The sequence below is a fragment of the Shewanella mangrovisoli genome (assembly GCF_019457635.1).
Lineage (GTDB): Bacteria > Pseudomonadota > Gammaproteobacteria > Enterobacterales > Shewanellaceae > Shewanella > Shewanella mangrovisoli.
On record NZ_CP080412.1, the window covers coordinates 3485749 to 3504057 of the forward strand.

The 18309-nt window shown below is 49.1% G+C and carries 13 protein-coding genes; 10 read left to right on the plus strand and 3 right to left on the minus strand.

The window, feature by feature from the left end; translation table 11 throughout:
• Window positions 1-3 precede the first annotated feature (3 nt).
• The 7 genes from K0H60_RS15275 to K0H60_RS15305 all read left to right on the plus strand — a co-directional run bounded on the left by K0H60_RS15275 (window position 4) and on the right by K0H60_RS15305 (window position 5486).
• Entirely contained in the window at window positions 4-1410 is a 1407-nt protein-coding gene (locus K0H60_RS15275) for an FAD-dependent oxidoreductase (RefSeq protein WP_220056250.1), read from the plus strand.
• 246 nt (window positions 1411-1656) lie between these two features.
• A complete protein-coding gene (locus K0H60_RS15280; RefSeq protein ID WP_220056251.1) occupies window positions 1657-2373 on the plus strand; it encodes a 5'-methylthioadenosine/adenosylhomocysteine nucleosidase in 717 nt (238 codons plus the stop codon).
• A gap of 23 nt (window positions 2374-2396) precedes the next feature.
• Window positions 2397-3386: a cobalamin biosynthesis protein CobD/CbiB gene (locus K0H60_RS15285; protein WP_220056252.1), complete on the plus strand. Its 990-nt coding sequence runs from the start codon at window positions 2397-2399 to the stop codon at window positions 3384-3386.
• A 55-nt stretch (window positions 3387-3441) separates the two neighbouring features.
• Window positions 3442-3819, plus strand: a complete 378-nt coding sequence (locus tag K0H60_RS15290) for a DUF2721 domain-containing protein (protein WP_011623626.1) — start codon at window positions 3442-3444, stop codon at window positions 3817-3819.
• Entirely contained in the window at window positions 3816-4442 is a 627-nt protein-coding gene (locus K0H60_RS15295; RefSeq protein ID WP_011717898.1) for a trimeric intracellular cation channel family protein, read from the plus strand. The genes K0H60_RS15290 and K0H60_RS15295 overlap by 4 nt, the downstream gene beginning before the upstream one ends.
• Window position 4443: 1 nt before the next feature.
• Window positions 4444-4935 (plus strand): nuclear transport factor 2 family protein, encoded by a 492-nt coding sequence (locus tag K0H60_RS15300; RefSeq protein WP_011717899.1) that lies wholly within the window; start codon window positions 4444-4446, stop codon window positions 4933-4935.
• Window positions 4936-5057: 122 nt separating this feature from the next.
• Entirely contained in the window at window positions 5058-5486 is a 429-nt protein-coding gene (locus tag K0H60_RS15305; RefSeq protein WP_011717900.1) for a hypothetical protein, read from the plus strand.
• 130 nt (window positions 5487-5616) lie between these two features.
• Here K0H60_RS15305 and tyrS read toward each other — a convergent pair whose 3' ends face one another.
• Complete coding sequence (gene tyrS, locus K0H60_RS15310) at window positions 5617-6813, minus strand: tyrosine--tRNA ligase (protein ID WP_011626902.1); 1197 nt, start codon at window positions 6811-6813, stop codon at window positions 5617-5619.
• A 127-nt stretch (window positions 6814-6940) separates the two neighbouring features.
• Here tyrS and K0H60_RS15315 point away from each other — a divergent pair, with 127 nt between their 5' ends.
• The gene (locus K0H60_RS15315; protein WP_220056253.1) at window positions 6941-8341 is read left to right on the plus strand and encodes a peptidoglycan DD-metalloendopeptidase family protein; all 1401 of its coding nucleotides are present in this window, start codon (window positions 6941-6943) and stop codon (window positions 8339-8341) included.
• A 20-nt stretch (window positions 8342-8361) separates the two neighbouring features.
• Window positions 8362-9471: an anhydro-N-acetylmuramic acid kinase gene (locus K0H60_RS15320; protein ID WP_220056254.1), complete on the plus strand. Its 1110-nt coding sequence runs from the start codon at window positions 8362-8364 to the stop codon at window positions 9469-9471.
• 9 nt (window positions 9472-9480) lie between these two features.
• On the opposite strand, the gene K0H60_RS15325 is transcribed toward K0H60_RS15320, so the two are convergent.
• On the minus strand, window positions 9481-11514 hold the full coding sequence (locus K0H60_RS15325) for a winged helix-turn-helix domain-containing protein (protein WP_258405751.1): 2034 nt from the start codon (window positions 11512-11514) through the stop codon (window positions 9481-9483).
• A 426-nt stretch (window positions 11515-11940) separates the two neighbouring features.
• Here K0H60_RS15325 and K0H60_RS15330 point away from each other — a divergent pair, with 426 nt between their 5' ends.
• On the plus strand, window positions 11941-14343 hold the full coding sequence (locus K0H60_RS15330; protein ID WP_220056256.1) for an alpha/beta hydrolase family protein: 2403 nt from the start codon (window positions 11941-11943) through the stop codon (window positions 14341-14343).
• A gap of 473 nt (window positions 14344-14816) precedes the next feature.
• On the opposite strand, the gene K0H60_RS15335 is transcribed toward K0H60_RS15330, so the two are convergent.
• Window positions 14817-17840: a TonB-dependent receptor plug domain-containing protein gene (locus tag K0H60_RS15335; protein WP_220056257.1), complete on the minus strand. Its 3024-nt coding sequence runs from the start codon at window positions 17838-17840 to the stop codon at window positions 14817-14819.
• Window positions 17841-18309: the final 469 nt, after the last annotated feature.

The window sequence follows — 18309 nt, forward strand, 5'->3', positions numbered from 1 at the left end:
CAGATGAGTAACGATTTTCAATTTATTGAAGTGGGTCGTAAAGACCCAACTAAACACCCTGCAGCAAAGCGTTCGACTCAGTTTATTGAGATTTATCAGCCCTTTGCTCAAGCTCAGGTGACTGAACAGGCGGACCGTTGTCTCGATTGCGGTAACCCTTATTGTGAGTGGAAATGCCCGCTGCACAACTATATTCCTAACTGGCTGAAACTGGCGCAGCAGGGTCGGATCATGGAAGCGGCAGATTTAGTCCATGAGACCAATACCCTGCCTGAGATCTGCGGCCGCGTCTGCCCACAGGACAGACTCTGCGAAGGCGCTTGTACCCTAAACGCTGACTTTGGCGCTGTGACTATCGGTAATGTGGAGAAATACATTACCGATACCGCCATCGCCCAAGGCTGGCGTCCGGATATGAGCAAGGTCACGCCACGCAAGGAAAAGGTCGCGATTGTGGGCGCTGGCCCTGCTGGTTTAGGCTGCGCCGATATTCTTGCCCGTAATGGGGTTAAGGCAGTGGTGTTTGATAAATATCCCCAGATTGGTGGCCTGCTGACCTACGGAATTCCGGCTTTTAAACTGGATAAAGCCGTGATGGCGACTCGCCGCACTGTGTTAGAAGGCATGGGAATCGAGTTCAAGCTGGGCGTAACTGTCGGTAAGGACATCGCCTTTAACCAACTGCTTGAGGAATACGATGCCGTCTTCCTCGGTATGGGCACCTACACCGCCATGAAAGCGGGCCTAGAGGGCGAAGATGCCCAAGGCGTGTACCAAGCTCTGCCCTACTTGATTGGCAATACTCATCATCTGATGGGTAGCAGTAATCCAGAAACGCCTTACCTGAATCTTGCCGGTAAGCGCGTGGTGGTCTTAGGTGGCGGTGATACCGCTATGGACTGTGTCCGCACCGCCGTGCGCCAAGGGGCCAGCAGTGTGATTTGTGCCTACCGCCGTGACGAAGCCAACATGCCGGGTTCACGCCGCGAGGTGCAAAACGCCCGTGAAGAGGGCGTGAACTTCCTGTTTAACCGTCAACCCGTGGCGATTAAAACCCAGGATGGCAAAGTGGTGGGCGTGGAATGCGTTGAAACCCAAATGGGTAAAGCCGATACCAGTGGCCGTCAACGTGCCGAAGCGATTGAGGGCAGTGAGCAGTTACTCGACGCCGATGCGGTGATTATCGCCTTCGGTTTCCAACCTAGCCCTGCGCCTTGGTTTGCCGATTACGGCATTGAACTCGACCAATGGGGCCGAGTAAAAGCCAGTAAACAAGCCGATAACCCATTCCAAACCACCAATCCAAAGGTATTTGCTGGCGGCGATATGGTGCGTGGCTCGGATCTGGTTGTGACCGCAATTGCCGAAGGACGTGATGCCGCGCAAGGCATTCTTAACTACTTAGATTAATTGTTTTTTGTTGTACCGCTGTACCTGTGAGTCTCGGACTCGTACCCACGAGTCCACCATTTGCTTGTGAATTTTGGCGCACCTTAGGGTGCGCATTTTTTTATCTTCCGCGCGTTTTATCCTATCCCAATCAAGCAATCGCAATCCCACAATAACGCCAAAGCATAACTGTGGTATATTAGCCGCCATTCTGTTATCCCACGCTTTAGTGGCATCACACATTCAGTTGAATCAAAAGGGTCTCCCATGAAAATTGGTATTATTGGCGCAATGGAGCCAGAAGTTGCCCATCTTATTGCGGCTATGACAAACGCCTCTTCACAAACGATTGCGGGCATTGAATTTATCGCAGGCACCTTAGCGGGCAAAGACGTCGTAGTGACACGCTCTGGTATTGGCAAAGTCGCCGCCAGTATCGCCACCACACTGCTGATTGAAAAATACGCCCCCGATGCGGTAATCAACACAGGTTCTGCGGGCGGTTTTGTCGATACACTGTCGATTGGCGATATCGTGATTTCATCCGAAGTACGCCACCACGATGTGGATGTCACTGTATTTGGTTACGAAATTGGCCAAATGGCGCAGCAACCTGCGGCGTTTATCCCCGCGCCATACTTAGTCGAAGCGGCCAATAAGGCGATCGCACAATTAGGTGAAGTAAAAGCCATTGAAGGCTTAATCTGTACGGGCGATAGTTTTATCTGCGACCCAGTACGAACCAAGACCATGTTGGAGCACTTCCCAACCATGGCGGCCTGCGAGATGGAGGGCGCGGCAATTGCCCAAGTGTGTCACCAGTTTGGCGTGCCATTTGTGGTGATCCGCTCGCTCTCTGACAACGCCAACAACGACTCACCGGTCGACTTCGATTCTTACATTGTGAAGGCAGGCTACCATTCGGCACTGATGGTGATGTTGCTGCTTGAGCAATTAGATCCAAACAGTAAAGTAATTGACTAAAGCATGATTGCGGAAAGTACCTGATGCACAGTTCTTTTTATCAACAACTTGTCGAAATTGATGGCGCTTTGTTTGAGGGCTTCTTGGTACTTTTCTTTGCTTTATTGCTGGCGCGTTTAGCGCCATTGCCAAGGGAAATGCAACCGCTGATTTGGTTTAGTCACTTAGCCAAACAGCTCGCCGCCAAAGTCAATCGCCCCGAGCGCGCGCCCAGTCAACAGGCAACTGCGGGCTTTTTAGCCATGTTGCTGCTGGTGTTCCCCTTCTGGGCGATTATCACTTTCTTACTCGAACTCGCCGCCTTCCCTTGGTTCTTCGAATTTTTAGTTCTGTATCTGTGTTTAACGGATGCAGGCTTTAGCCAAGTCGCCGACGAAATAGCTAAAGCATTGAAACGCGAGGACAATGCCAGCGCAAAAAAGCTATTACAGCCTTGGATTGTCCGTGATACGGATAATCTATCGGAAGTCGGCTTAACCAAGGCCACGATAGAAAAGCTCGCTACCGCGCCGATTTATGGCACGGCATCGACCATCTTCTTCTTTGCGATCGCAGGCGCCCCTATGGTACTGGCGGTGAGAATGATTAAACAGCTCGAACTCAGTTGGCCGCCCATTCAACCTAAGTACCAGCACTTTTGCAGTTCGGTACACGTTATTTCTACGGCGCTACTGGCGATCCCCGCTTGGTTATGGAGCCTGTCGATTGCGATTCAAGGCGGCCCCAAGGCCTTAGCATTGCTGTTTCGCACCTCTAAAAATCATCCAGCCCTGCGGGGTTATGTGATGAGCGTGTCCTTAGTGGCTAATATTTTACGCATTGAATTGGGTGGACCGCAGAAGTTTTCGGGGCAACGCATTGATGTGGCTAAGATAGTCTATGGCCCGCAGCCGCACCAAGAGATGATTGCCCCCGCAGTAAAACTCGCCTCACGGGCCTGTGCTATCTGGTTTAGTTTTATCACCTTTCTTCCGATCATTTGGGCGGGTTTACGCTGGCTACAAACCCTGTGATATGATGCCTTTAATCTTAACATTAGGTTAAAGGCTGACTATCTTGTTCGAAAACATGCATGTTTCATTAACAACTCCCGCCTTGCTATTTCCGGCAATCTCACTGCTATTACTCGCCTATACCAACCGCTTCTTTGCGCTGGCCGCGCTGATCCGTCAGCTCAGTAACGGCGACAAACCCGTGCATAAGGATCAGATTAAAAACTTAAGCCAGCGGATCCGGATTATTCGCCGTATGCAGGAGGCAGGCGTATCCAGCTTTGCCCTGTGTGTGCTCTGTATGATTTTCATCTATATCGGTTTTAATAAGACGGGCTCGGTGATCTTCGGTGCCAGCTTGTTACTGCTGCTCTATTCACTGATTTTATCTGTGATAGAAATTCGTATTTCTGTGGACGCGTTGAACATCCACATCAAAGAGATGAGTAAATGAGCCACTGGATTTACTTCTTCGATTTATGTGGTACGGCGGTATTTGCCCTTTCTGGCGCCTTAGCCGCTGGTCGTCACCGTATGGACCCCTTTGGCGTTATCGTACTGGCCTCGGTGACTGCGGTCGGCGGTGGCAGTATTCGCGATGCGCTGATAGGCGCCACGCCGGTGTTTTGGATCCGCGACCCTAACTACATCATTGTGATACTTGCCACAGTCCTAGCTTGTTTGCTGTTAGTGCGCCGTCCCCGCAAGATGCCGCAATACACGCTACCTGTCGCCGACGCCTTAGGTTTGGCTCTGTTCACTGTGATTGGTGCTGAAAAAGCCCTCAATATGGGACTCAGTGGCATGATTGCCGTCGTGATGGGCTTGATCACGGGCGTAGGAGGAGGCATTATTCGAGACTTACTGTGCAGACAAATCCCTATGGTGTTACGCACAGAAATCTATGCCACGGCGTCGATTGTTGGCGGCATAGGTTATACCGTAAGCCTTGCCTACGGGATGGGCGAAAAAACGGCACTATTTTTAGCCATGACCAGTGCCTTAATCATTCGCCTATGCGCCATCAAATGGCATTTGTCGTTACCCGCCTTTGATCTCAAAACCAAGAGGGAATAGTTTGCGAATATTGTGTCTTTTAGTCTGTCTTATTTGGGTTCCGGCCTTGTTTCCTGCGTCTGTACACGCTAACTCAGGGGAAATGCCAGCAGAACAGCAGTTAGCCGTAAAATACATGAACGCGCTAACCGAGCACGACTATCAAACACTCGGCAAATTCTATAACCGTGATACCGTCTTCTTCGATAAAACCGCCAATCGTAAATACACGGGTGGGCGGTTTATTATCGACTTCCTCGAGCGCGCCCACGAGGGTGTGCTCGAATATGATTTCAATATCGAGCATATGTATAACGCTGGCTCCCTCGTGGTGATGATTGGTAACTATCACTTTAAAGGTCCCGGCGAGCAATTTGGCAAACCCGGAAAAATTATTGATGTCGCCATTCCTGGAGTCACCAGTCTTAAGCTCGATATGCGTAATCACAGGGTCACAGAGCATGTGGATCTGATTGATTACCAGACCATGTCAGACCAATTAGCGATGCAGTAGTCACAAAATTTAGCTTTTGTTGAAACTTGAGCCCTCAAAACGAGTCGAAACCTGCAATGAGTCAATACGATTGAGGTGTGGCATCCTTTGCCCACGGGTCGTTTCGTTTCAATGAGGTTTGTATGAAGTTGTTTGGACTGATTGCCCTACTCGCCCTGAATGGCCTAATGCTCGCGCCCCATGCACAGGCGCAGCAGCCGATTATTGTGTCCTACGCGGTGCAACCCGTAAGCCATTTCAACCAGCAACTGCGGGCCGCCCAGGAGCAACATCAAGCCTGGAGCGAAGATCCCACCGCCATCAGCAGCCAATATGCGGGTAAAAAGTTTACCCTTGTCCGCACTCAGCCCACCAAAAATGGCGTGTTTACCTATCAAGTGAGCGAGTTGTCGCAGCAGCACCCACAAATGCTATTAATTCTGTCGCTTAAGAAAAGTGCCCAGCGCTGGCAAGTGGATTCCGCCCAGCTGGCGTGGAAGTGTCGCGATGGTCAGCATTTCGGTACCGACAGATGCAATATCGGCGAGCATGAGGCCAGCACAGCACCTTAAGCACAGTCTCTTAAGCTATCGAGATAAAATGCAGATATAAAAAGAGCGCCCTTAGGCGCTCTTTTTATTTGCTTGGTAAGTGCTTATTAACCGTCTTAAGCCCCCACAAGCGGCACTAACATGGTTCAACTTAAACCAGAGTCACTTTCGCGAACTTACGCTTACCGACTTGGAATACGGCAACCGTGCCAGCGCTTAAGGTCATGCGGCTATCATCAACCTTCTCACCGTCCATCTTCACCGCGCCTTGCTTGATCATACGCATCGCATCGGAAGTCGAACCCACTAAGTCGGCATCTTTAAGTAAGTTAGCAATCGCTAAACCTTCACCCGCCGCTAATTCAACCTCTGGGATATCATCTGGGATAGCGCCCTTTTGGAAACGGTCGATAAAGGCTTGATGGGCACTCTCGGCCGCCGCTTGGTCGTGGAAGCGCGCGATGATTTCCTTCGCAAGCGCAATCTTAGTATCACGGGGGTTAGCACCGTTGGCAATATCTTGTTTGAACTGTTCAATCTCGGCCAAAGGACGGAATGACAGCAGCTCAAAGTAACGCCACATTAATTCGTCAGAAATCGACATGATCTTGCCAAACATTTCATTGGCGGGCTCACTCACACCAATGTAGTTGTGCGCCGATTTAGACATTTTCTTCACGCCGTCTAAACCTTCAAGCAGTGGCATCATGATCACGGCTTGTGGCTTTTGGCCTTCGGCTTTCTGTAACTCACGGCCCATTAACAGGTTGAACTTCTGGTCGGTTCCGCCTAGTTCAACATCAGCCTTCAGGGCTACTGAGTCATAACCCTGTAAAAGTGGATACATAAATTCGTGGATAGCAATCGACTGACCCGAAGCATAGCGCTTCTTAAAGTCATCACGTTCCATCATACGGGCAACGGTTTGCTGCGAGGCTAAACGGATCATCCCCGCTGCGCCTAATGGCTCTAACCAGCTTGAGTTGAACTCGATACGGGTTTTTGCAGGATCCAGAATTTTATAGACCTGCTCTTTGTAGGTCTCGGCGTTGGCTAATACTTGCTCACGGGTGAGTGGTGGACGCGTGCTGTTTTTACCACTTGGATCACCCACCATACCGGTAAAGTCACCAATTAAGAAAATGACTTCATGACCTAACTCTTGGAATAATCTTAATTTATTTAAAATTACTGTGTGTCCAAGATGGATATCCGGTGCGGTAGGATCAGCGCCTAACTTGATACGAAGTGGACGTCCTTCTTTGAGTTTTTCCAGCAGATCCGATTCGAGTAGGATCTCATCGGTACCACGTCTAATTTCTGCTAATACTTGGTCTAAATCAGCCATCTCGGCGGGGACTCCTAAGGCCATGATTATAAAATGAGGAGACTTATGTTACTTGTTAGCCACCACAATTGAAAGTGTGTACACTAACGGGATTATTCAAGCCTTAGGTAATCGGTATCGGCGTCACATGGGAAAGGTTATAACGTTATTTAAATTGTTGCCTAAAAAGCATCAAATTCTCCTCAGCATTCTTTCTGTTATCACTACGATAACCCTGCTCTTTCCCTCTGAAGAAGCGCAAGCTTCAAGACAAACTCAAGGTGTCGCAGACCAAGCTCAAGTCAATACCCGTTACGATGTTCCCTTAGCCTTTCGTTCACCAGAGCGTCCAGAAGGGGTTGAGGGCCAATCGCAAGATACATCCACCAACGCCACGCCGTTATCTTCGGCCGAGGCATTAGCCGCAGGCAATGTGCCCGCCAGCGAAACCTTAGAGAGCGCCCACCATAGGGACGTTGAGCATTTTAATGTGAAAAATGGCGATACCTTAGCCGCGGTATTTGAGCGCGCGGGGCTCACCAGCAAAGATGTGTATGAAATTACCCAGTTACCGCTCGCCAAACAGAATCTGTTAAAAATCATCCCTGGCGAAGAAATTGTGATTTCGAAGGATGCCAAGGGCGATTTAACCGAAGTCCGCTACCGTGTCGATGCGGTATCGACTTTAGTGATCACAAAGGATCAGGATAAGTATTCCGAGAAAATCTCCGAAAAAGACATTGAAATCCGCACCCAATTCACCAGTGCGAAAATCAAGAGTAACTTCTGGAATGCCGCCGTCGATGCGGGTTTAAACGCAAACCAAATTATGCAGCTCTCGACCGTGTTTGGCTGGGATATCGACTTTGCCTTGGATTTACGTGAGGGCGACAGCTTCGCCATTATCTATGAGCAGGAATATGCCGAAGGCGAGTTTTTACGTAACGGCAATATCCTCGCCGCCGAGTTTATCAACCAAGATGAGCGCTACACCGCAATTCGCTATACCGACGGTAACTATTACTCTGAAAACGGTACTAGCATGCGTAAGGCCTTCCTGCGCTCACCGGTTGACTTTAAATACGTCAGCTCAAACTTCAACCCGAAACGCCTACATCCAGTTACGGGGCAAGTTAAGGCTCACCGCGGCGTTGATTATGTTGCCGCCATCGGCACCCCCATTAAGGCGGCGGGAAATGGCCGAGTTGTCGAATCCGGCTACAATCAATTTAACGGTAACTATGTGTTCATTAAGCACAACGATACCTACACGACTAAGTATTTGCATTTGACCAAACGCAACGTCAGTAAAGGGGCCAGCGTTAAGCAGGGGCAAATTATCGGCACCTTAGGTAAGACAGGACGCGTCACTGGCGCTCACCTACACTATGAATTTATCGTCAATGGCGTACACCGTAATCCAAGAACGGTTGATTTACCTAAGGCCGAATCGATTGCCCGTAAAGAAAAGCCACAATTCGATGCGCTCAGCAAACAGTTGATGGCTAGCATTTCACAGAACAAGCAAACCCAATTGGCGATGCAATAACGACGGACGGATCCCCTCATATGAACAAGGCTTATTATATTGGACTGATGTCTGGCACCAGCATGGACGGCGTCGATGCGGTGTTAGTCGACTTTGCGGGCGAGCAGCCACAGCTTATCGCAACGCATACCGAGGCGATCCCGAGCCATTTGCTTAAGGGATTGCAGCGTTTATGCCTGCCTGGCAATGATGAGATCAACCGCCTCGGCCGCCTCGATCGTAGTGTCGGTAAATTATTTGCCCTCGCCGTCAATAACTTGCTCGCCAAAGCCCAGATAGCCAAAGAAGACATCATTGCCATTGGTAGCCATGGCCAGACAGTGCGCCACATGCCAAACCTCGAGGTGGGTTTTACCCTGCAAATTGGCGATCCCAACACCATAGCAACCGAGACTGGCATCGATGTGATTGCCGATTTTCGTCGTAAAGACATCGCCTTAGGTGGCCAAGGCGCGCCCTTAGTACCCGCCTTCCACCAGCAAACCTTTGCCCAAGTGGGTAAAAAGCGCGTGATCCTCAATATTGGCGGCATTGCCAACATCACCTATCTGACCGGGAACCGTGAAGAGGTCTTAGGCTTCGACACTGGGCCTGGCAATACGCTGATTGATGCCTGGATCCAGCAAGTGAAAAATGAGCCCTATGACAAAAACGGTGAATGGGCCGCCTCGGGCAAAACCGACCCACAGCTACTGGCGCAGTTGCTATCGCACCCTTATTTCTCCCTCGCCTATCCCAAGAGCACGGGACGCGAATTATTTAATCAGGCCTGGTTAGAGCAGCAACTATCACAGTTTAATCAACTGGATGAAGAAGATATCCAATCGACATTACTCGATTTAACCTGCCACAGTATCGCCCGCGATATCCTTAAACTCGCCCCTGTGGGAGAGCTATTTGTCTGCGGTGGCGGCGCCTTTAATACCGAGTTGATGCAGCGCTTAGCGGCGCTACTGCCGGATTATCACATAGATACCACCTCTGCACTCGGCGTCGACCCTAAATGGGCCGAAGGCATCGCCTTTGCGTGGCTCGCAATGCGCCACCATTTAGGTTTGCCCGCCAACCTGCCAGCAGTCACAGGCGCCTCACGCGAAGCTGTATTGGGTGGACGCTTTAGCGCTAAGTAAAGCTCAAACCTACTGAAATAGTTTGTGTTTAAGTAAGATGATATCCCGCTGCGGAAAGCCATCGAGCGTCATCACTAAGCGGTTTGACTCCGGAATATAGGTCATGGAGCCAAACCCGCTTAGGCTCGAGCGGGGCACCCTAAGGAGTGGCGTGACTTGCTGGCTGCTCGCCTCCCAGTAATTTAATCGCTGCTCATTGCCATTACTGGATTTGAAATACACCCCATCCGCTGTCATTGCCCAATTATTACCGGATCGAAACACTTTGCTGGAAATGAGCTGTGTTACCTCTTCTGGCTGCGCGAGATTAATCAACCAGAGTCCATTCACCCCGTAACGACTAAACACCAACTCGGTTGCCGACTTGGCAAATCCCACCGCCATACTCAGAGGGCTTATCACCTTGGGCGCACTGTTATCTAAATAAAACTCGGTGATACCATCGCTGGTCGATGCGAATACCGCAGTACCCTGCCAATTCCAGCTGGGGCGACCATGGTTGTGATAACTCGAAGCTAAGGCGGTAATGTTCTTATTGGTTAAATCTAAAATAAAAATGCGATTGCCTTCATTGCGATCATCGGGGGCGATAAAGGCAATTTTAGAACCGTCGGGTGACCAACGCGGATAAGCGACACGCGACTTAAGCTGAGTGTGTTGCTCCAGTTTTTGCCCCTTGATATCCGAGGTCCAAATCTCGTTATAGCCAGTATCGCTAGAGACAAACACGATTCGCCCCGCCTCTGGGGAATAATGGGGATTACGGTGGCTAATGCCGGAATACAGCAGTGGAAACAAACTGCCCGGCACTTTATCCCCGAGGGAAAAATACGCCATTTGGAATTGCCGACGATACTGGTGATAAACCAACTCGCCCTCATCGGATACGCTACTGGGATAACTCATACCTTCGACATCGAGTGGCCGAATATGGGCCGTTTCGATATCGATAGTAAAACCGTTGCGACTACCAGAGTCTTCCGTGGCAAACACTAACGCCTGACTGTTGGGCGTCCAGCTTAAGCCGCGAATATCTTCTAGTCCTTGGGTTAAGCGTTTTTCATTGGCATTGGCTAAGTCGCGAATAAAAATATCCTCAGAGATATTACTAAAGCGCCTCGCTATCGCGAGCCATTTACCATCGGGGCTAAAGGCTAAATCTCGGTCCTCATAATTACACTGGCTTTCGCAGGATAATCTTTCAGCCTTAGCGTCCGCTTTGGCTAAAGTTAAGCGGTAAATCCCCCCCACTTTATCCGCCTCGTGGGAGGAGATATAAGCAAGATATTGACCATCAGGGGAAATATCTATCGCCGCCATATCCGTGCTACAGGGCGCTAGGGCTAGCATCTCATTGGTCGCTAAAGTCAATTGAGTAATAGTGCACTTTCCCGTCGCGTGGCTGCGGGAGGCAAAAAACAGCTTGGTATCATCTAAGCTCCACACTGCACGCAACTCAGCCGATGTTGAAGGGGTTAACTGACGGGCGGGAACATCTTCACGTTTAAAATCTTTAAGATACAGACTAGATGTCACCCCAGGACGACTCGCGCCATACACAAGCCAACGCCTATCGTGGGATAACCTTGGATAACGCTCAGAGCCCGGATCTCGAGTCAGCACCGTCATTTGGGTATCCGTCATCCGCTGTTTATCTTGATATAAATGCATACCAATAAATAAACTACTGACAACAGCCACGGCCCCCAGCACCATCGCCATTAAACGCAGACGCTGATTGGCATATTGCAATTTAGTCTCAGTGGTCTGCCGTATATCTTCTTCGGTAACGTCGAGTTGATCGTAGATAGGCGGTAACAACAAGCGATAGCCAGCCTTACGCACTGTCTCAATCACACCACCCTCCACGTCTAGAGGCGATAATTGCTGCCGTAAATGCCAAATGGCATTCGTGAGTGCCTTAGTGCCGACGTAGGCATTGCCTTCCCACACTTGAGTAATCAACTCATCGCGGGTAACCACATGAGGATAACGCAGGGCAAGATAGCTAAGCACTTCAATAAACTTAGGTTGAAGCGACACTTTAGCGGATTCATGCGAGGAGGTTTCATCCCCCTGCGTGTGAAATAAAATTGAGTTATCGGAAGGGTCAATACGACAATTCCCCAAGCAAAAACCCAACTTACTCTTATCCTTCATTTTTCTCACACCTTCGCTATTCGTCTTTTTATGGTTAGGGTAATGAGTACATCGTCTGGCTAGATACTACCTAAGTCTTAACAAAGATGGCAATCCAATGTTTTAAACTAACTATATAAAATTCAAAATATTAGCTAATTAAAAATCTAAAATAGAGATTTAAACAATATAGAAACGAGCCGGGATAGATTGCGATACGGCAACAGATTACTTACAACTGATTGACCAATAACAACATAAGAGTCAAAGCCTTACTCCTGCGGTTAACTCATCTCAGCAGGGGTAATTTACTTTGCTAGGAACCCAAGTATGCTTCGCTTAACCTTGATCGGCATCTGGACTATGCTATGCCTGATTTTTATCCCCAACACCTTAGCGCAGGACTACCAGAAACCTTCCCCCGCACTGCAACAAACCATTTCGCATAACGCGGATCTCACGACTCAACTATCAAACGATCATCAGTGGCTGGCATTACTCAGCCCAATTGCGGCGCCGAGCATTGCCACACTGGCCCAGCCAGAGCAGAAGTTGGCAGGATTACGTATCGCCGCCGAGCAATATTTACCGAGCCGTATAACCCAGCGCTACCACCAACTCAGGCTGATTAATATTCAGGATAATCGGCAACGGCTGATAAGCTTGCCCGGTGGCCACGATATCACCGAGCCGCAATTTTCCCCCGACAGTCGCTATTTGTCCTATGTCAGCCTAACACCAGAGGGGGGTTACTTATATGTTTACGACATCGCTCAAGACCGCCACAAGCGCCTAACAGACAACCGATTAAATGGCACGATTAGCCTTGATTATCAATGGGCTAACAATAGCAGCCTGCTTGCTCGCTTTGTAATCGCCTTAAATGCCAACGCAAGCATGGCTCCTACCGTTTACGCACCGAAAACCAAAGAAACCTCGGGCAAACAAAGCCCGCAGCGCACCTATCAAGACTTATTGAAAACCAGCGCTGACAAACAACGCTTTAGCCAACTGACGACCAGTCAACTGGCCCTTGTGGATATAGATGGCAAGCTGACAAATATTGCCGCGCCGGGCATTTTTGAGGATTTTTCGCTGTCGCCAGATGGTCAATATATCTTAACCAGTCAGCTCACCACGCCCTTCTCTACCCAAGTAAAGTATTATGATTTTCCAACCTTAACAGAGATTTATAATCTTGATGGTCAACGCATTACGCAACTGTACCAAAGCCAGAGTGGAGAATCTAAGCCCCAAGGAAGAGACTCTGTTTTACCCGGCCCTCGCATGTTCCATTGGGTTCAAGGGCGAGGCGCAACCTTAGCCTTTACCGAGGCTTTAGATCAGGGCGATAGCCAGCAAGAGGCGCCGCTACGGGATAGCCTATGGCAACTCGATGCCCCCTTTACTCAAAAGGCCAAACTCATCGCCAAAACCCCTTGGCGGATCATCGATATCGACTGGGCGGAAAAAAACATCGCCTTAGTGAGCCAGCGCAATAGCAAAGCACAGTTACTGCGACTGAGTCGCCTAGACACCCACCTTGGGGAAAGTCCGTTGTATACCTTGAACGAACGTAATCTGCGCGATAAATATCAAGAGCTTGGAAAATTCCCCAGAGAATATACCCAAGGCAAAGGGCAAGTGATCCGCGTGCAGCAGGCACAAACAGCAGGGGTTATTCACTACGGCCAAGGGGCATCGCCTCAGGGAGATAAGCCATTTTTAAAACGCACCTCACTCGCTACCGGGGAATCCTCACTGTTATGGCAATCTGCAACCAAGCAATTAGAATCGGTGCGCTATGTGCTCAATCTTGAGCCCTTACAACTGATTATCAACCGTGAAAGCCCGACTGAAGCCCCAAGCCTCGTCTTAATCGATGGCGCCAAAGAACGTGTGCTCTACCAACAGGCCGATGAATTGAGTGCGTATCGGGGGATGCAGAAGCAGCTGATCACCTACAAAAGAGCCGATGGCGTGCCCCTCTCAGGCACTCTCTACTTACCCGCCAATTACACCAAGGAGCAAGGCACCTTACCCGTGTTGATGTGGGCTTATCCGCGGGAATTTAACGATCCCGATGTCGCGGGCCAAATCAGCTTTAGCGCCAACCAATATCCCAGCATCAGTCCAAGGGGCCCAATTCCTTTAGTCGCCGAAGGCTTTGCGGTATTTGATAAAGTCTCTATGCCCATCATCGCTCAAGGGGATAAAGAGCCCAATGACAGCTTTCGCGAACAACTCGTCGCCAACGCGCAGGCGGCTGTCAATACCTTGGTCGATTTAGGCATTGCCGATCGCAAACAAATCGCCGTGGGTGGACACTCCTACGGGGCCTTTATGGTGGCGAACTTGCTCGCCCATACGGATTTATTCTATGCAGGCATTGCCCGTAGCGGTGCCTATAATCGCAGTCTAACGCCTTTTGGCTTTCAAAATGAGGAGCGTTACTACTGGCAAGCCAATGATATTTATCAACAAATGTCACCATTTAATTATGCCGATAACATCAAATCGCCCTTGCTATTAGTTCACGGAGAGATGGATCAAAATTCAGGCACTTTCCCGCTGCAATCGGAGCGACTATTTGATGCCATTCAAGGCCTTGGCGGTAAAGCAAGATTAGTTATCCTGCCCTTTGAAGGACACGGTTATGCGGCTAAGGAATCCTTAGAACACTTGCTCTGGGAACAAAGCCAGTTCTTAAAGGCAAATCTGCCTATCCACTAACCTGTAAGCCAAAGAGCGAAGTAAGCGCTTAGCATTCCACAAGAACACACCATCAGATGATAGGCGGCATTATAAGCCGCCAATCATCTAGCAAGTTACTGCTATCACTTATCCCTAAACGCTGTGTTTATTCAGTATTTAAGCAAGTATCTCTCCCCCTCACTTATGCGCCGAAGCTTTGTCTCTTTAGCCTTTGTCTTTTTGGCCTTTTTACGATTCCCCGTTAGTCGGCTTACTCCAAGTCAGCACTCATTCAAGCTCTGACTGAAAGAGTTAACGTTAAGCGCTTCTCTACAGAAGAAGTATCAAAGGTCTGTGTCAGCCTATCCCATTGAAGGCTTGATGCTTGTGCCTAACCTATTGCGACTAACCTATTGATGTGAATATCTTGCGGTTATAGGCAATAAAAAACCGCATGCAGGGAGCCACATGCGGTTGAGCAAACTTAAGCAATTAGTATCTGTTCAATGATATTAGAACTTAAGCTCTGCACCTAGGTAGGCATAGCGACCAACACCACCACCATAGGCGCTGCTGTAGTTACCATTACCCGTTTCGACTAAATCACCAGTATCGGCTACCCAAGGGCCCTGATTGTCGAAAATATTGCGCACACCGCCGTATAAACGTAATTCAGCCTGACTCACGTCCATAGTGTAAGACACCGACAAATCGTGGGTGATATACGAGCTGTAGAATAGGAATGCGGGCGTTTCGGGATTCGCCACCGCACTGGCATCACCCGCATCGAGTTTGGCTTGGTTTTCGGCTTTCAGCACATTCCACTCTTCAACTCTATCGTGGCTATCAACCATGGCGCTCTTATACTTAGCGCTCCAACGAACACGCCAATCATCATTGCTCCAGGTTAATGAAATTGCGCCTCTGTCCTCAAAAATCCCGCTGGCAAGTTCACCCACGTAGTCATCTTCAACTAAACCATCGGCGCCGTAGTAGCTAGTGCTAAATTCCAACACATGGGTCCAGTTAGTTTTTAAGCTGAGTTCACCGTATCCGTCTAACTGCCACTCGTAGGCCATGGCGATATCAACACCACGGGTGACAATGTCATTCAGGTTCTGTTCCTGTTGGATAACCTGAGTGATTTGCCCTTCAGTATCACGGCTGATGACCTGACAGTACTCGTTATCGGCACCATAAGGATTACTCGAGTTATAACATTCGGCCAGAATATCCTCGTTGCTTAATGAACCAATGGCATCGGTGACTTTAATATCGTAATAATCAACCGCCAGATTAAAGCCTTCGAGGAAGGCTGGCGCCATAGTAAAGCCTAAGGTATAGGTATCCGCAGTTTCCTCGGTGAGGTTTTCGTTACCAGCGTTCGGCGAATATTTAGAACCACCTTCATCCTCAAAGACACCGTTAGTCGCAATTGCGGCTGCAATACCAGGATCTTGGCGGCAACTATCATGCCCAGCCCCAGTTGAGGTTGCAGTTACCCCATCACAAATATCGCGAATACTGTCGTAATCTCCACGGGGTGGAGAAATCAGTTCTGTAATATTCGGCGCACGTTGTGAGCGAGAGTAGTTAGCACGTAGGGCATAGTTGGCAATAGGCTCCCACAGGAGCCCCGCGCGATAGCTAGACATTAAGTCGATGTTTTTCTGGCTGTAATCCGCTAAACGCAATGACACGTCTAGGTCGAGCTTATTAGCAAAAGCCTCATCCCTTAACAAAGGAAGATTCGCTTCACCAAAGGCTTCCCATACGGTTACATCCCCTTCGAATGGCGGCACGTCGTTAAAGGTAATCGCATCGCCACGCATCGCTTTATCGGTATCGACGGCTTGAGTATCACGGCGATACTCGACCCCGAATGCTGACTGCACGCCACCAGCCGGTAATTCAAACAATTCACCCGAGATAAATCCTAGGGCATTGAATTGCGTGATATCCGTGTTGATATAGGGATTGGCGCGAATATAGTCCGCCCCTTCCTTACTGATTGAACCTTCCCCAAAGATATTGACGGGAACACAGCCCTCGGCTCTAGCCTCTTCACTGGCACATTGGATAGTCACACCATCGGCGGCGTATTCAGCATCCAAGGCATATTGCAGACGACGAATACTGATCTCATTGCTGCGGCGCTGACGCTGTTCAAACTTACCGTAACCCAGTGAGGCATCCCAGGTCCAAGTTTCAAATAGGTTGCCCTGCAATCCCGCCCAAGTACGCAAAGTAGTGCGCTCGTTATCGCTCTCAACGGGGCCAACCTCTTGGAAGCGGCGATCCCAAGTGATGCTCTTGCCAGCTGTCGCGGCAATTTCGGCAGGCACATAAGGATTGTTTGGTGAAATACTGCCCGCAGCAATAGTACCAGGTAGACCCGTCACAGGGTCGATATAGAGTTCAGCGTCGTTATAGTCTTGGCCTTCGGCATCGGTACGACGAAACGCATTATTGCGGCTAAACTGCACTTGCACATTCGCGCGCACATCGTCGCTGAGGTCATAATTCATTTTGACCGCAGCGGCCAAGGTATCCTCGGGGACCTTTAATAAACCTGTGGTGTAACCGTTATAACCATCACGCTCTTCTTTAAAGTCGGTTTTAAGCTCGGTGCCATCGTACCACCAAGAGTTTGATTTAAAGCGGCCACCGACGATGTCATTACTGCGCTCGCGCCAGTCGTCTCGGGTAATATCGCGCATACACTGGTCGCCATCGACAGTGTTCATGGCATTACACATTTGCTTTTCATCGTAGGCAAAACTTGACTCATACAGGGCTCTTTCCCTGTCGGTCGCAAATAAGCCATGTTGTTTATCGTAAGTCGCACTGGCGAATATATAACCTTTATCGCCATTGAAATCAGTGCCATAACCTACATCGACTGTGGTTTCACGACCACCACCTTCGGTGGTTTCACCGCCACGTGCGTTAATCTCAAAGCCTGTCTTGTTCTGCTGAGTGATAATGTTCACCACCCCGGCAATCGCATCGGAACCATAAACAGCCGACGCCCCGCCGGTAATGATTTCGACCTTATCGACCATAGCGGCAGGAATCGTGCTTAAGCTGACATAGTTACCGCTGTAACTGTTTGATACTACGCGGCGACCATCGATCAAGGTCAGGGTGCGATCCGTTCCTAAGTCACGTAAATCAATGGTTGAAAGACCCGTATTTTGCACGCTCGATTGGCTATTTGTACTGCTCACGCCTTCCGACAACGCTGGAATTTGATCAACTAAAATATCCGCCAATGAGCCAATACCGCTATCGGCGATATCTTTCGCATCTAAGCCCTGCAATGGAGTGCTAAGGGAAAAGCTGTCGCGCTTAATCCGCGAGCCCGTGACTGTGACTTTTTCGATGCTTTCTTGCTTATCCGCTACCTCGACTTCAACCCGATTAGCGCTCTCATTCACCGCATTCACTTCAATTGGATCGGCAGCCCAAGCTACCGAAGGAGCAATACCAAACATCGAAGCTTGGATTGCCAAGGTCAATAATTTCTTCTTCATCCTTCCCACCTTCACTTTTACAGCGCAAGCCATTCTTGTTGTTATTTGGAGCTGTTACTTCATCCGGCTAACCGTGTTTTCTTATTCATGTTCATCAAGTTCTTTGAATATGAGGTAGCAACACCACAAAAACACAATTAACATTTCAGCAACCAAAACCTTGTACTTTGCCGAGTGAAGAGCGGCAATCATCTGTCCCTCGTTTCTTTCCCCGTTTTATATCTATTAAATATCTATTCATTTATTTTCAATACATTAAAGAAAAGCAAAGAGAATAAATCGACTATTGAAAATACTAAAAATCTTCGTGTGGCAGTTAGCGTTCCACTGCATTTTTACCGAACAGGGGCGCAATAAGACGTAACAAAACAGCAGAGACGATGCCTAAAAATGCTTTAAATAGCACCAATGACAGTCGTTCAAAAATGCACAATATAAAAACCCATCTATGCTTGATCACAGTTGTGTC

What these genes read in the sequence shown, in the direction of transcription:
- K0H60_RS15275 (WP_220056250.1), top strand. Translation starts at nt 4, where the DNA reads ATGAGTAACGATTTTCAATTTATTGAAGTGGGTCGTAAAGACCCAACT.
- K0H60_RS15280 (WP_220056251.1), top strand. Translation starts at nt 1,657, where the DNA reads ATGAAAATTGGTATTATTGGCGCAATGGAGCCAGAAGTTGCCCATCTT.
- K0H60_RS15285 (WP_220056252.1), top strand. Translation starts at nt 2,397, where the DNA reads ATGCACAGTTCTTTTTATCAACAACTTGTCGAAATTGATGGCGCTTTG.
- K0H60_RS15290 (WP_011623626.1), top strand. Translation starts at nt 3,442, where the DNA reads ATGCATGTTTCATTAACAACTCCCGCCTTGCTATTTCCGGCAATCTCA.
- K0H60_RS15295 (WP_011717898.1), top strand. Translation starts at nt 3,816, where the DNA reads ATGAGCCACTGGATTTACTTCTTCGATTTATGTGGTACGGCGGTATTT.
- K0H60_RS15305 (WP_011717900.1), top strand. Translation starts at nt 5,058, where the DNA reads ATGAAGTTGTTTGGACTGATTGCCCTACTCGCCCTGAATGGCCTAATG.
- tyrS (WP_011626902.1), bottom strand. Translation starts at nt 6,813, where the DNA reads ATGGCTGATTTAGACCAAGTATTAGCAGAAATTAGACGTGGTACCGAT.
- K0H60_RS15315 (WP_220056253.1), top strand. Translation starts at nt 6,941, where the DNA reads ATGGGAAAGGTTATAACGTTATTTAAATTGTTGCCTAAAAAGCATCAA.
- K0H60_RS15320 (WP_220056254.1), top strand. Translation starts at nt 8,362, where the DNA reads ATGAACAAGGCTTATTATATTGGACTGATGTCTGGCACCAGCATGGAC.
- K0H60_RS15330 (WP_220056256.1), top strand. Translation starts at nt 11,941, where the DNA reads ATGCTTCGCTTAACCTTGATCGGCATCTGGACTATGCTATGCCTGATT.
- K0H60_RS15335 (WP_220056257.1), bottom strand. Translation starts at nt 17,840, where the DNA reads ATGAAGAAGAAATTATTGACCTTGGCAATCCAAGCTTCGATGTTTGGT.